At 54.5% G+C, this 13,914-nt stretch carries 16 protein-coding genes and 1 tRNA gene; 13 read left to right on the forward strand and 4 right to left on the reverse strand.

The window, feature by feature from the left end; genetic code table 11:
- Positions 1-30: 30 nt before the first annotated feature.
- A tRNA-Met gene (locus tag AC0N03_RS14975) sits at positions 31-107 on the forward strand.
- On the opposite strand, the gene AC0N03_RS14980 is transcribed toward AC0N03_RS14975, so the two are convergent.
- The 3 genes from AC0N03_RS14980 to AC0N03_RS14990 form a co-directional block, all read right to left on the reverse strand.
- The gene (locus AC0N03_RS14980) at positions 86-337 is read right to left on the reverse strand and encodes a hypothetical protein (RefSeq protein ID WP_474289642.1); all 252 of its coding nucleotides are present in this window, start codon (positions 335-337) and stop codon (positions 86-88) included. The two genes, AC0N03_RS14975 and AC0N03_RS14980, sit on opposite strands and share 22 nt — an antisense overlap.
- A 128-nt stretch (positions 338-465) precedes the next feature.
- Entirely contained in the window at positions 466-1,572 is a 1,107-nt protein-coding gene (locus AC0N03_RS14985; protein ID WP_474289644.1) for a cis-3-hydroxy-L-proline dehydratase, read from the reverse strand.
- Positions 1,569-2,255 (reverse strand): GntR family transcriptional regulator, encoded by a 687-nt coding sequence (locus AC0N03_RS14990; protein ID WP_474289645.1) that lies wholly within the window; start codon positions 2,253-2,255, stop codon positions 1,569-1,571. Before AC0N03_RS14990 ends, AC0N03_RS14985 begins: the two co-directional genes overlap by 4 nt.
- Before the next feature lie 356 nt (positions 2,256-2,611).
- Between AC0N03_RS14990 and AC0N03_RS14995 the strand changes: the two genes are divergently transcribed.
- The 4 genes from AC0N03_RS14995 to AC0N03_RS15010 all read left to right on the forward strand — a co-directional run bounded on the left by AC0N03_RS14995 (position 2,612) and on the right by AC0N03_RS15010 (position 5,551).
- Positions 2,612-3,427, forward strand: coding sequence for an ABC transporter substrate-binding protein (locus AC0N03_RS14995; RefSeq protein WP_474289647.1), 816 nt, complete (start codon positions 2,612-2,614; stop codon positions 3,425-3,427).
- Between the two features lie 111 nt (positions 3,428-3,538).
- Positions 3,539-4,153: an amino acid ABC transporter permease gene (locus AC0N03_RS15000; RefSeq protein WP_474289743.1), complete on the forward strand. Its 615-nt coding sequence runs from the start codon at positions 3,539-3,541 to the stop codon at positions 4,151-4,153.
- A 12-nt stretch (positions 4,154-4,165) separates the two neighbouring features.
- The gene (locus tag AC0N03_RS15005) at positions 4,166-4,819 is read left to right on the forward strand and encodes an amino acid ABC transporter permease (protein WP_474289649.1); all 654 of its coding nucleotides are present in this window, start codon (positions 4,166-4,168) and stop codon (positions 4,817-4,819) included.
- 9 nt (positions 4,820-4,828) lie between these two features.
- Positions 4,829-5,551 (forward strand): amino acid ABC transporter ATP-binding protein, encoded by a 723-nt coding sequence (locus AC0N03_RS15010; RefSeq protein WP_474289651.1) that lies wholly within the window; start codon positions 4,829-4,831, stop codon positions 5,549-5,551.
- Positions 5,552-5,765: 214 nt separating this feature from the next.
- On the opposite strand, the gene AC0N03_RS15015 is transcribed toward AC0N03_RS15010, so the two are convergent.
- The gene (locus AC0N03_RS15015; RefSeq protein ID WP_474289652.1) at positions 5,766-6,569 is read right to left on the reverse strand and encodes a GntR family transcriptional regulator; all 804 of its coding nucleotides are present in this window, start codon (positions 6,567-6,569) and stop codon (positions 5,766-5,768) included.
- A 184-nt stretch (positions 6,570-6,753) separates the two neighbouring features.
- On the opposite strand from AC0N03_RS15015, the gene AC0N03_RS15020 reads away from it, so the two are divergent.
- The 8 genes from AC0N03_RS15020 to AC0N03_RS15055 all read left to right on the forward strand — a co-directional run bounded on the left by AC0N03_RS15020 (position 6,754) and on the right by AC0N03_RS15055 (position 13,557).
- Positions 6,754-7,776, forward strand: a complete 1,023-nt coding sequence (locus AC0N03_RS15020; protein ID WP_474289654.1) for an ABC transporter permease — start codon at positions 6,754-6,756, stop codon at positions 7,774-7,776.
- Positions 7,773-9,266 (forward strand): sugar ABC transporter ATP-binding protein, encoded by a 1,494-nt coding sequence (locus tag AC0N03_RS15025; RefSeq protein WP_474289655.1) that lies wholly within the window; start codon positions 7,773-7,775, stop codon positions 9,264-9,266. Before AC0N03_RS15020 ends, AC0N03_RS15025 begins: the two co-directional genes overlap by 4 nt.
- Before the next feature lie 9 nt (positions 9,267-9,275).
- On the forward strand, positions 9,276-10,307 hold the full coding sequence (locus AC0N03_RS15030; RefSeq protein ID WP_474289657.1) for an ABC transporter permease: 1,032 nt from the start codon (positions 9,276-9,278) through the stop codon (positions 10,305-10,307).
- Between the two features lie 4 nt (positions 10,308-10,311).
- Complete coding sequence (locus tag AC0N03_RS15035) at positions 10,312-11,313, forward strand: substrate-binding domain-containing protein (protein ID WP_474289659.1); 1,002 nt, start codon at positions 10,312-10,314, stop codon at positions 11,311-11,313.
- A gap of 73 nt (positions 11,314-11,386) precedes the next feature.
- Positions 11,387-12,136 (forward strand): SDR family NAD(P)-dependent oxidoreductase, encoded by a 750-nt coding sequence (locus tag AC0N03_RS15040; protein ID WP_474289661.1) that lies wholly within the window; start codon positions 11,387-11,389, stop codon positions 12,134-12,136.
- A gap of 7 nt (positions 12,137-12,143) precedes the next feature.
- Complete coding sequence (locus AC0N03_RS15045; protein ID WP_474289663.1) at positions 12,144-12,473, forward strand: L-rhamnose mutarotase; 330 nt, start codon at positions 12,144-12,146, stop codon at positions 12,471-12,473.
- A gap of 17 nt (positions 12,474-12,490) precedes the next feature.
- Positions 12,491-13,357 carry an amidohydrolase family protein gene (locus AC0N03_RS15050; protein WP_474289665.1) on the forward strand — a complete coding sequence of 289 codons (867 nt, stop codon included), beginning with the start codon at positions 12,491-12,493 and terminating at the stop codon, positions 13,355-13,357.
- Positions 13,357-13,557, forward strand: coding sequence for a hypothetical protein (locus tag AC0N03_RS15055; protein ID WP_474289667.1), 201 nt, complete (start codon positions 13,357-13,359; stop codon positions 13,555-13,557). The genes AC0N03_RS15050 and AC0N03_RS15055 overlap by 1 nt, the downstream gene beginning before the upstream one ends.
- Positions 13,558-13,914: the final 357 nt, after the last annotated feature.

Below are 13,914 nucleotides of genomic sequence, written 5' to 3' on the forward strand. Positions count from 1 at the left end.
TGAAGAGCTACTGCAAAGAGTGGTTTTTAACGCGGGGTGGAGCAGCCCGGTAGCTCGTCAGGCTCATAACCTGAAGGCCGCAGGTTCAAATCCTGCCCCCGCAACCAGAATTAAGCCGCCAAGTCAATGACTTGGCGGTTTTTTGTTTTTGCGCGTATATTTGACCTTTTAAATTGCCGCGTTCGTTGCTGCTTTCGACCCATTGACCGCCGCGCACAGCAGGAATCTCAAACCCAAATTCGGCGGCTTCCGCCTTTAAACTCAGCATTCGGAAAAGCATTTTTGCCACGCTCAAACAAGCCGGGAAGCGGGCTGTTCCGATGCGTAATGGCAGCATATGCTGCGTGATTGCTCAAAGCGTAGGTGCCAGCAAGTCGCTTAATCATCTTAAACTACGCTTGTCCATAAAGCTCGCCCGCAAATTTAGCCACAAACCGCAGGCTGAGCCAAGGCGTTTATGTCGCATCAGGCTTGGACTTTAAAAACTGGCTCGCCGAGTTCCGTAAAAATGGGTGTGCAGCCCAGACCGGGACTGTTGCTCGCAGACATTAGGCCGTTGACGCGGGCAGGCGCGCCTTCGGCGATTTTGCGCGTTCCATAGCTGTTGAAGTCGGTTGTGGACAGCAGAAACTCCTCAGGCGTCGATTGTGCCAGATGGGCAATCGCCGCTGTGACAAAGTCACCGCCCCACGTATCCTCAATTGTCATGACAACGCCCGTCGCAACGCACAGATCACGAATGAGGCGAGCCTTGGTCAAGCCGCCGATTTTGGAGATTTTGAGGTTTATGCCGTCGAATGCGCGATCCTGGAGCCCGCGCAGCAAGGCCTGAAGGCTATCGATGTTCTCGTCGAGAATAAAAGGGAGTGCCGTTTTCTGGCGGATGGACAGGCATTCCTCATAGGTGGGGCATGGCTGCTCGATATAGACATCCAGATTCTTGACGGCAGAAACCACGCGCATGGCCTCATGCATTGTCCAGCCGGTATTTGCATCGGCAACAAGCAGATCGCTGGCGTCCAGAATTTCCCGGCATTCATGAATTCTCCGGATATCCTGATCGGCATTGCCGCCCACTTTCAACTGGAATTTGGTGTAGCCCTCCGCCTTATATCCGGCGATCTTTTTCGCCATGATGCTAGGCTCTTCCTGCGATATTGCCCGGTATAGTTTCAGGCTTTTCTGGGATTGCCCGCCCAGCAACCGCCAGATGGGTTGGCTGGAGGCTTGCCCCAGTATGTCCCAGCACGCGACATCTATGGCGGATTTAACATAGGGATGTCCGCGCAAAGTCTCGTCCATGACCCTGTTCAGCACCGATAGATCGCGCGGATCCATGCCGAGAAGCGGCCTGGCGATCTCCTTGATTCCGGTTCGCACGCCTTCGGCATAGGCGGGAAGATAGGAGGCGCCCAAGGGCGTGCATTCTCCGTAGCCGACGATGCCGTCATCCGTCTCCACTGCCACGACTGTGGCATCGAAAACGGCAATGGAATTATTGTTTGACCAGTTATACCGCCCTTCCTTGAGGGGCAGGTCTGTCTTGTAAACCGAAATTGATTTTATTTTCATGATGCACCGGTTGTTTGGATGTTATCGCGTTTACGGAGAAGTTTTACCAGCGTATTGCCGGCATTGATGATGTGCAGGCGCAATAAACGCGAGGCCGCTTTGAACTCGCCGGCCTCGCACAGTCTGACGATTTCATAATGTTCGTTCTGGGCTCTTGCCCGCCCGTCTGTGTAGAAAAGTTGCATACGGGTGAAGCGGTCCGTGCTTTTCAGCAATTGTTGCGCCATTGAATACATTTTTGGGCTGTTGGCATGACGATATAAAATGCAGTGCAATTCAGTATTCAGTTCACCCCATCGGCTGATATGGCAATTCAGCAGTTCATCGCTATATTCGGTGAGAATTTTTTTTAATTCGGCAAAGTCTTCTGCGTTCAGATCCGGCGCCGATTTTTCAAGAAGTCTGGGTTCGATCAAGGACCTGAGTTCGAAAAGCTCCTCAATGTCATCGGCAGATACTTCCGAGACGATCGCACCCTTGTGCGCCTCCAACTGCACGAGGCCTTCAGCTTCCAACTGGATCAAAGCCTCGCGAAACGGTATCCGGCTGATGCCGAATTCTTCAGCCAGCACGGCCTGCTTCAGTTGCGTGCCGCCGGAATACACGCCTTCGAGAATTCTTCGCCGGAGTTCATTCGCAGCCGCCGTTGCTCTGGTTTGCGGTGGTATCATTCGCTTTGTCATGAATACCTGTTGCGGAGTGGCTTTCCGATGTTGAATTTTTAGGCCTGTTCACGCCGCCGTTTACATGGATGTCATTCTCCGGAGCGCGCCCCGATATAAATTGTATAAAATATACGAAAATTGTCGTCCAGAACTTTGTTGTATGTTGCAGAAATTCCTGCGCCCTTCCCCGGAACGCAATTGGACTCGCTCGCCACTAAGTCATTAAAAAATCTCGTGCTTGCGTTTTGGAACCGATCTCATTTTTGCTGTTTGGCTGTTGACTCGGATGCAAATTGTATAAAATATACAAACCAGCATCAATCGGGGGTGCTTGGGGGTTTTAAAAATTCCCTATTCGCAGAGGAGAGCAGTCAATGAGATTTTCGGTGATCATCGCGACCGCAGCGTTAATTTCTGCGGCTGTCGTTCCAGCAAAGGCGGATAAGCTCGACGATATTATCGCCTCAGGAAAACTGAGATGTGCGGTCGTTCTTGATTTTCCGCCCATGGGCTCACGGGATGCCAATAATAAGCCGGTTGGGTTCGACGTGGATTATTGTGCCGACCTGGCCAAGGCTCTCGGCGTCAAGCCGGAATTTGTGGAAACGCCGTTTCCGGATCGAATACCGGCGCTTGTCTCCGACCGTGCCGATGTGGGCGTGGCCTCGACGTCAGACACTCTTGAGCGCGCAAAGACAATCGGCTTTACCATACCGTATTTCGCGTTTAAATTTGTTATCGTGACCCGCGACAATCTCAATATCGATAAATACGACAGTCTGAAGGGGCACAAAGTTGGCTCGACCAGCGGAACCTATGAAGCCATCGCTCTTGAGAAGGACGTAAAAAAGTGGAATGATCCGAACGGGTTATTCAGATCATACCAAACACAGGCTGACGTGTTTCTGGCAATCAGCCAGGGGCAGATTGACGCAACGGCTGTCACGTCGACAGTGGCTTACGCCATCGTCAAGGACGCAAAATACAAAGGTCTGGTCGTAAAGGGCGAGGCTCCTTACGATATTGACTATGTATCGCTGATAGGGCTCCGGAATGAGCAGGGATTGCTGAATTATCTTAACCTGTTCATCAACCAGCAGGTTCGGACGGGACGCTACAGGGAACTGTATAACAAGTGGATTGCCGCCGGTGACCCGCCTGATCTGATGGTGCCGGGCGTTTATCGTTAATGCGGATTTCTGCTCCCCGTCGTTTTGACGGGGAGCCTTCATTTATCGGCGGAGAGATGATCCGTGCACTATACCTTTCATTGGTATCCTGCCTTTCGTGCGCTCCCGGCCATGTTGTGGGGCTCATTGGTGACTGTCGAAGTCGCCGTATTATCGATGATATTTGGCGTGGTAATCGCGATTTTTCTGGCCGTCGCCAGCGGATCAAAATTCAGGTTACTCCGATTTCTGTCCACAAGCTGGGTTGAGATTGCGAGAAATACTCCGGCGCTCTTTCAGATATACATGGCCTATTTCGGGCTTGGTTCGCTGGGTATCCACCTTGACTCCCTGCCGGCTCTGCTCGCCGGCATAAGCTTCAACAATGCGGGTTATCTGGCCGAGACTTTTCGCGGGGGACTGCGCGCTGTTCCGGCCACGCAAAAGCTTGCGGGCCGTTCGCTGGGGATGGGGCCAGTCAAAACGTTCCGGCTGATCATCCTGCCGCAAATGTTTCGCATCGTTTTTCATCCGATGACCAACCAGATGGTCTGGGCCATTCTGATGACGTCTCTGGGCGTTGTGGTCGGGCTCGACAATGACCTCACCGGCGTGACGCAGGAACTGAATGTAAAATCGTTCAGGACCTTCGAGCTGTTTTCGCTGGCGGCGGTGATTTACTATGCGATAGCCAAGCTCTTCACCCTGTCAGCGCGTCTTATCGCCTGGCGCTCGTTTCGGTATTGAGGGAGGAGCGGCATGTTTCAGACATCCTTCTCCTTCAATGATCTGCTGTTCATGCTGAAGGGCGCCGGCGTAACGCTGTCCCTTACATTCTGGGCGATGCTGGGCGGCACGATCATCGGCATCCTGCTGGGTGTAGTAAGGTCGACGGCGCCTTGGTGGCTCAATCTGCTTATTGGCACTTTTCTTGACATCTTCCGGTCAATTCCGCTGCTGATACAGTTTGTGCTGGCAAATTCGTTCAAGTCGATCATTGGCCTGAAATGGTCGGCATTTACGGTTGGCAGTGTCGTTCTGGCAGCTTATTCCGCCGCCTATTGCACGGAAATAGTACGGAGCGGCGTTCTTTCCGTTACGCCGACAACGCGCCGGGCGGCCCGGTCTCTTGGCATGACCTATCTCCAGGATCTGCGGCTTATCGTATTTCCCATGGCAATCCGCGTCGCATTGCCGAGTTGGATCGGCCTCATTCTCGGGGTCATGAAGGACACGTCGCTTGTTCTCTGGATCGGGATTATTGAGTTGCTTCGCTCCTCGCAAACCATCGTGACGCGCATTCAGGAACCGCTTTTTGTGCTTTCGATTGTGGGGCTGATCTATTTTCTGATGAGTTTTCCCATTTCCCGCCTCGGCAAACGCCTTGAAAAACGCTGGCATGAAAGTGAATGAGAAAGAGCCATGATTCAGGTTGAGCAGGTCTATAAGTCGTTCGGAGCGCTTGAAGTCCTCAAGGGCGTGACGATGACTGTTGAAAAGGGCGAAGTTGTTTCGATCATCGGTGGCTCGGGCTCCGGCAAGTCGACTCTTTTGACATGCATAAATGGCCTCGAGAGCATTCAGGGCGGGAAAATTCTTATTGATGGCGTCGAAGTTCACGCAAAAAGCACAAACATAAACAAGCTGCGACAGAAAATCGGGATCGTGTTCCAGCAATGGAACGCTTTTCCACACCTGACAGTGCTGGAAAATGTGATGTTGGCACTGCATCATGTTCTGGGAAAGACGCGTGCTGAAAGTGAGGCTATCGCTGTCGAACGCCTGCAACATGTGGGATTGGGCGATAAGCTCAAAGTCTATCCCTCGAAACTTTCCGGTGGTCAGCAGCAGCGCATGGCCATTGCCCGCGCGCTGGCGATGTCGCCTGATTACATGCTCTTTGACGAGGTGACATCCGCGCTTGACCCGCAATTGGTCGGCGAGGTTCTCGATACGTTACAGCTTCTGTCGTCGGAAGGTATGACCATGGTGATCGTCACCCATGAAATGCGGTTTGCGCGTGAGGTATCGGACCGGATTGCATTTTTTCATCAGGGAAAAATTCACGAGATCGGGCTGCCCGAGCAGGTTCTCGATCATCCCCAGAAAGCCGAAACAGCCGCATTCCTGAAGGCAGTGCTTTGATCCGGGGGAAATCAATGTGTGGATTGCCACCTTGAATTTGACGTGTACCCCAATTTTAGGCCAGCAGGAGCTGGATTTATCCGGGGTTTTTGATCCGAGACCCTTCTCTGGACCGCCCGATGGTGGAGTTTTCGGGCTTAAATCACGTTAGCGGGCTGGATGCGCCATCGGGAATTTGGAACGAGGATGGGCAATAGGGGATCGGTAAGCGCGCTCATAAACTCGTGCTGGTCGATCTTGTGTAGTTTTCCAGCATGTCGCTGGCGTCGGCGGCGAAATACTCGCGCTTTTCCGTAATGAGGCGGCGTATCGTCAAGAATACCCGGTCAAGATGTACCTTCATGCCAGCTGCCGCCGCATCCGGATCCCTCGTTTTGAGGCCGTCGACGATTGTCTGGTGCTCTGCCAGCACGATTTCGAGGTGATGCGGAGCGGGAAATGCAAGACGGCGAATGCGATCCAATTGCGCCTTGGCTTCATTGATCACCTTCCACACGCGAGATGACGAGGCGAATTCACAAATCATGCTGTGAAATGCCTCATCCAATTCATAGAATCCGTTGTAGTCAGCTTCGGCTGCAAGAATGCGTTGCTGGTGCATGTTGAAGTCAAGCTGGCGTTCGAACAGCGACGTCATCCGAACCGCAGCCAGACGCACTACCTTCATCTCGAGTGCATCGCGTATGAGTTGCCCGTCAAAGACGGTCTGCAGGTCAATCTTTGACACATAGGTTCCGCTGTTGGGGATAACCGTCACAAGCTGTTCGGCATTGAGACGAAGCAACGCTTCGCGCAGGGGCGTCCGCGAAATAGAAAATTGTTCGCATAGCATCCGCTCGTTTATGATGCTGCCTGGCTGAAGGGCATGCATGATGATGGCGCGCCGCAGCACGTCATAGACCTGACTTGACTTTGGCTGCGACGGATCAATCTTTTCGACAAATCCAGGTGGAATAACCGGTATTTTGGTTTCAAGATTGATTGATTCTGACGTATGAATCTTTTTTGGTCGGGGCATCTTCTATCCTTCTTGCCCTGCTTTATCGGATTTTCCCGCTTTAGGCAATATTTTGCATTTTTCAGGAGCGGCAGGTTTCTCCCGGAAGGGCATTTGACAAGTTAAAAATACCAGTATATTGGTTTTTTAATAGACGGCACGCTCCAAATTGATCGTCATCAGAATGTTCAGGGAGGTTGGGTTGATGGCCAGGCAAGCCGCATCCGCTGTCGGGAGTGCAATAGGCGCACAGCGCAAGCTTGCGATTCTCCGGTCTCGCGGATTTCTGCTGGTTCTGATCAACGCTGGAATTTTTATGGTTCTCGCGACGCTGCGTCCGGATGCTTTCCCCACCTGGACGAACCTCAAGGCGGTGCTGTCGCTTATGTCCTACGATCTCCTGATCGCAGTGGCGATGACCGTCGTCCTTATCGCCCGCGGCCTCGATCTGTCCGTTGGATCCGTGCTGGCACTGACGTCGGTTGTCATCGCGCTGGCGCTGCGTGATCAATATCCGGTGCCGATTGCGCTGCTTTTCGGTCTGGGCGCCGCGCTTGCTTGCGGTCTTGTCAATGGCCTGCTGATAGCTTGGGGCGGCATTCTGCCGTTTTTAGTCACGCTGGGCATGATGTCGGTCGCGCGCGGAATAGCAATCGTGCTGACGACCGGCCAATATATCAGCTTCCCGAATGCGGCGCCTTGGTTCAGCCAGATGGGCCGATTCGAATTCAGCTTTGGTTTCGGCTCGGCTCATTATGGCCTGCCGCTGACGCTTTGCCTCACTTTGGCGGCTGTGCTGGTTTGCGGCGTGCTGCTCGCCAATTGGACGCCGCTGATCAAGATTTTCTATGTCGGAGAAAATCCCGAGGCGGCGCGCCTTTCGGGCATAAATGTGCCGCGCCTGACGGTCGTCGTTTATCTGATCTCGGCTCTTATCGTATGGATGACCGCCGTACTGCTGACCTCTGCCAACAAGATCGGCTACGCCAATTATGGCATTGGCGCCGAACTGCGCGCCCTTGCCGCTGCGGTTGTCGGTGGCGCGAGCATGGTCGGCGGCGTCGGCAGCATTTTCGGCACGCTGCAGGGCGTTCTCATGCTGGCCTTGATCGGCAACGGCTTTGTGCTGCTGAACGGAGATCCAAACTGGCAGCAAGCGACGATCGGCATCGTTCTCATCGCTGCCGTAGGCTTCGATGCTGCGCGCACATATAGGAGCCGGCGATGAGTTCCCTCCTGCACATTCAGAATCTTTCGAAAAGCTTTCACGCCAACAAAGTGCTGCGGTCGGTCAATTTTGACGTGCGGCCGGGAGAAATTCACGCGCTGATCGGCGAGAACGGCGCAGGCAAATCGACCTTGGTCAACATCATCGCAGGAATTCATCAAGCTGACGAAGGCTCAATCCGTTTCAATGGCAAGCCGGTGCAATTTTCTCATCCGCTTGAGGCGATGGAAACCGGCATCAGTCTGATGCATCAGGAATTGAGCCTCGCACCGAACGCCACCGTGGCGGAGAATATTTTTCTGCGCCGCGAAAAGCGTAACCGCCTTGGTTTTAACGATTGGGCGGCCATGAACCGCGATGCGGCGCAAATATTTCAGCGTATCGGCATTGATATAGATCCCGGCGCGCTGGTTGGCACGCTTAGCGTCGGCATGCAGCAGATTGTCGAACTGGCCAAGGCCATTTCGCTTGAGGCGCAGCTGATCATAATGGACGAACCGACATCGTCGCTTTCGGAGAAGGAAACAATCGAATTCTTCCATGTGATGCGCGATCTGAAGAGCAGAGGAATTGGTCTCATTTTCATTTCGCACAAGCTATCGGAACTTTTCGAGATAGCAGACCGGATCACAGTCCTGCGGGACGGACAGCATATATCGACCGATGACATAGCTACCGTTTCCTCGGACGAAATCATTCGCAGAATGGTCGGACGGCATATTGAGGATCTCTATCCGCCGCGCGCCAGCCGGATCGGCGATATCGTGTTTTCCTGCCGGCATCTCTCGCGCTTTGGGTCAGTCCGTCCGATCAGTTTTGATGTCCGGCGCGGCGAGATTGTCGGCATCGCAGGTCTGGTCGGTGCCGGACGCACCGAGTCGATGCGCGCGCTGATCAACGCCGACCGCCGCACATCTGGCCAATTCTGGCTAGGCGGGGAGGAGATAGAGATCAAAGATCCGGGTGAGGCCATGCGGCGGGGCATTGTTTATCTCTCGGAAGACCGCAAGGGAAGCGGGCTGTTTCTTTCATTCGATATAGCAAGAAACGTCGGAGCCGCGACGATCGACCAATATTCGGCCGCGGGCAGCTTTTTCAGTTTGTCGGCGCTGCGTCAGCGCGCGAAGGAATACATTACGCGCCTCGACATCCGGCCGACGGACGATACCGTGCCTGTCGTCACCCTTTCGGGTGGCAACCAGCAAAAAGTTCTGTTGGCGAAGGCGCTCGACGCCAGCCCCGAACTTCTTATCATTGACGAACCAACCCGGGGCGTCGACGTTGGCGCGAAATCGCTCATTCATGCGCGCATCAGGGAACTGGCCGAATCCGGTTTGGGCGTAATCGTCATTTCATCCGAAATGCCCGAGGTCATCGGCATGAGCGACCGGATTCTCGTTTTCCGCAACGGCGGCATATCAGCCGAAATCGATAATCGTAAAGGCGACGTCACTCAAGAAATGGTGATGAAGCACGCAGTCATAGGCTGAGAGGATTCGATGAACTTAATGGTACGCAACGCTGTCCGTAATATCGCGTTCATCCAGTATGTCGGACTGACGCTGGTGACGGCGGCAGTGCTGTTCGGCGTGCAGATCGGGTTTGGCAACATCCTGACATCCGCCAATATCGAGGTCATGGCCATGAACTTGGTGTTCGAGGGCATCATGGCGCTCGGTATGACCTTCGTTATCCTGATGGGCGGAATTGATCTTTCGGTTGCCTCTGTCTTTGCTTTTGCGGAAATTATTGCCGCTAAACTGATGATCAGCGCGGGGCTGCCGATAATCCCATCCATCCTGTTAACTCTGGCTGCCTGCTGCGTGATCGGGGCCGCCAACGGGGTGCTGACCGTTCTGTTCCGCGTGCATCCGCTGATCATTACGATGGGCACGCTATTGACGCTGCGCGGGTTCAATCTTGCCATCACCAATGGCAGATCGATCTCGGGTTTTTCAGGTGAATATCTGTTTCTCGGTCAGGGCAGGGTGCTGGGCGTCAACGTACCCATCATTTTCTTCGTATGTGCCGCTCTGGTCCTTGGCTACCTCCTCGCGCATCACCGTTTCTTTCGTCAGTTATATTTCATCGGTGGCGGTGAACGGGCCGCGGCGCTTTCGGGCGTCGACGTCGCGAAAGTCAAAATCGTCATCTACATGCTGTCCTCATTCCTCGCGGGCTGCGCCGGCATCATGGCCGCGGCCAAATATGGCGCGGCTCATTGGGGACATGGGAATCTGGCCGAACTCAAGGCCATCGCTGCCGTCGCAATAGGCGGAGCCAATATCAATGGCGGCAGCGGGACAATTGGGGGAACCGTGCTCGGGGTCATCTTTCTGGCGGTCATTCACAATGCGTTCGTCACCTCTGCGGTCAATCCGTTCTGGTACGACGTGGCCAATGGCCTGATGCTCCTGGTGGCGGTTCTCCTGAGCAGGTTCATCTCGCTGCGCAACGCGCGCGCAATGCTCGCGCTCAAGCAAAGCAAGATGGACAATATTGAACTAAAACATTATAAAATAAGGGAGTAAGGCAATGAATTTATTGAAAAAAATATTAACTGCAGCGGTAATGTCCGCCTCGCTGGCGACAGCGGCCGGCGTCTCGGGGGCGAGGGCGGAAGACTCCAAGGAACATTACGGCATGGTGGTGTTCCTCAAGGGATCTGAATTCTTCAACTGGGCCTATGCCGGGTTCCAGGACGCCGCCAAAACTGTGGGGGCCACAACCGAGCTTCAGGGGCCGGCCGACTGGGATGCTTCCGCGGAGGCTCGCGCCATCGATCAGCTCGTCGCCAAGAAAGTGAAGGGCATTGCGGTGACGGCGGGTGATGCCGACACCATGGTCGCCTCGATCGACGGAAGCATGAAAGCCGGGATTCCGGTTCTGACTTTCGATTCCGATTCGCCGAAATCGAAACGGATGCTGTTTGTCGGAACCGACAATTACAATGCCGGCTTTGCCGCGGGCAAGGCGATTGGCGAAAAGATCGGAGACAAGGCCAGGATTGGCATTTCGATGATACCGGGTCTTGATTCGATCATTCACCGCGTGGACGGCTTTAAGGCCGGTCTTGCCTCTGTCGCTCCCGGCGCGAAGATTGTCGCAACCGTAAATGACGAAGGGGATCTCCAGAAGGCCGAGCCGGTCAATACGGCAATGCTGCAATCACATCCTGAAATCAATGTTATCCTGTGCGCGCATGGCAATCCAGGCACCGGAGCACTTGCGGCAACGCGCAATGTTGGGCGAGACAAGGGAGACGACAAGGTCAACGTGCTGGCCTGGGCCATCGACGCGCCGATCCTTCAGGGCGTGCAGGGCGGCGAATATTTCGGAACTGTTGCACAGAATCCTTACATGATGGGTGTTCAGGCTTTCTGGCAATTGTGGTCGGCCGCCCACAAGACCCAGTTTGACAGTCTGACGAATCCGGGCTTCGGCCAGGTGCCGACATCGCCGATCGATACGGGCGTCAAAATTCTCACCAAGGGTGACGCTTCGATCAAAGCCTTCCAGAATCCTCCCAAGATTTGAGCGCTCTGAGAAGATCAGGCCGCCGGCTTGTCCGGCGGCTTTCCCTGAATTTCAATCAAGAAAGACCTATGCCATGATCGCCGTACACAATGTCGATCTCGCCGGGAAGGTTGCCGTTGTCACGGGCGCTCTTGGCGCGATCGGGATGGCCATTGTAAGAAGTCTGATGTCGCAGGGCTTGCATGTCATCCTGATGGACAAGGCCGACGCGCCGGCCGAACTCAAATCCGACAGCCGTCTGACCTGCGTGCGGCTCGATTTGTCCGACCACGACGAAGTGAAGCGGGCTGCGGACGAGATCGGCGGGCGCTTCGGGCGTGTCGACATCCTGGTCAATAATGCTGGCATTTTGTCGAATAACAAGATGAATGCCACCACGCTCGATGAATGGCGCAAAGTGCATGCCGTCAACGTCGAGGCGGCCTTTGTTCTCTCTCAGGCTTTTCTGCCGGCGATGCGTGCCGCGAAATGGGGCCGTATCATCAACGTATCGTCCTATGCGGCCAAATCGGGCGGGCTTACCGCAGGGACGGCTTATTCTGTGTCGAAAAGCGCGTTGATCGGGCTCACTTTTTCAATCGCCCGGGAGGCCGCGGGCGAAGGCGTGACTGCGAATGCGATAGCGCCTGCCTATGTGATGTCGCCGATGATATCCGACCAATTGTCGGAAGAGCAAAGACGGCACCAGCTTTCCCAGATTCCGGTGCAGCGCTTTTGCCAGCCGGAAGAAGTGGCCCATGCGGTTGATTTTCTGGCTTCTCCGTTAGCCGGCTTCATCACAGGCGAGGTTATCGACATGAATGGCGGGCTGCATTTCGATTGAGGCAATCATGAAACGTTATGGCATGGTGATCAGCCTGCATTCTGACAAGGTCGACCTTTACAAAAAGTTGCATGAGGCTGTGTGGCCGGGCGTGCTGAAAACGCTGACCGACAATGGCATCCGCAATTTTACGATTTTTCTGAAAGAGCCCGAAAATCTGCTGTTTGGTACGTTCGAATATCATGGCGACGATTATGCCGGGGCCGCCCGGCGCATAGCCGCCGACGAGTTGACCCGGCAATGGTGGCAATTGACGGAGCCATGCCAGAAGCCATTTGAGACGCGCCGCGACGGAGAATGGTGGGCGTTCATGGACGACGTCTTTCATCTCGATTAGCCGGATCAGGATAAACAGTGACTTCTCAATTGATTATCGACGCGCATCACCATGTTTGGAACCCCGATCATGGTGATTACTCCTGGATGACAGACGCGCATGCGCCGATCCGGAGAATTTTTACTCCAGAGCATCTGCGCCCTGAACTGCAGCGCGCAGGCGTTTCCAGAACCATCCTCGTGCAAACATGGTCGAGCGTCGAGGAGACGGCGGAGTTTCTCAAAATCGCCGACCGGACTGATTTCGTCGCTGGCGTGGTCGGCTGGGTGGACCTGACCTCGTTCAATGTCGGCGCATGCCTTGACGCGCTACTGGCAAGCCCCGAAGGAAAGTGGCTGGTCGGCGTCCGTCATCAGGTTCATGACGAAGCCGATGCTGAATGGTTGCTTCGCCCCGATGTTCGCGCCGGGTTGGCCGAAGTCGGCGCAAGGGGACTTGTCTATGATCTGCTCATCCGTCCCCGTGAAATAAAGGCAGCACTGAAAACCGTCGAGGACTTCCCGCACATGCGGTTCGTCATCGATCATCTGGCCAAGCCGGAGATTGCCGCTGGTCGGTTCGAGCCCTGGCGAAAGGCGATGGAGCCGTTTCGCCAGCTCCGGCGTCACGTCTGGTGCAAACTTTCTGGCATGGTGACGGAAGCGGATTGGGGCAATTGGCGGCCCGCGCAGATGACGCCTTATATTGATGCTGCGATCGACATATTTGGAGCTGACCGTTGCCTGTTTGGCTCTGACTGGCCCGTGTGCCTGCTCGCCGCATCATACGATTCAACGGTCGATCTGTTACGAACGGCGATCAGATCGCGGTCGGAAATTGAGCAGCTGCACATTTTGGCCGCGTCCGCAGTCGCGGCCTATCGTCTCGACCGGGGGCGGCTGTGATGAGGCAGAGGTTGACCGGAGCGACGCTTAACACACTGCCTCCGGCCGTCGCAGTTCCGGGCTATGACCGCAACGCGATCGTGCCCGGCATTGTCCATCTCGGCATTGGTGCGTTTCATCGCGCGCATCAGGCAGCGTTTGTGGATACGTGTCTGGCGCGCGGCGAGAGCGGCTGGGTGTTGATTTTCACTCAGAACTAAGCCGAGTGTCGAGTGCCGCCTACATGAACCTCTGGATTTCATGAGCCTGTTGATTTTCTTCTCAGAGTGACCCGTTTTTCCATTTAGTGGTGATCCGCTTTATGTAGAAATTTTTTGATAAATTTCAGTGATTTAATTAAGTCAAAACGGATCAGCGCTGAGCGAATAAATCGGTCAATCTGAAGCGAAAATTAATAGCCTCAGGCCGGAGCGCATGGTTAACAGTTGCAATGTTAAAATCGAGAGCGTTAGCAAATTTTGTGCTGTCCAAATTGGCGTATAGACAACGCACTGCATGCCGTCTTACTATTAATTGCTTGGAGAGCACAGTCGGCCACGGAAGCTGCAATGCTTCAA

The organism is Methylocystis sp. sgz306128 (assembly GCF_056032725.1).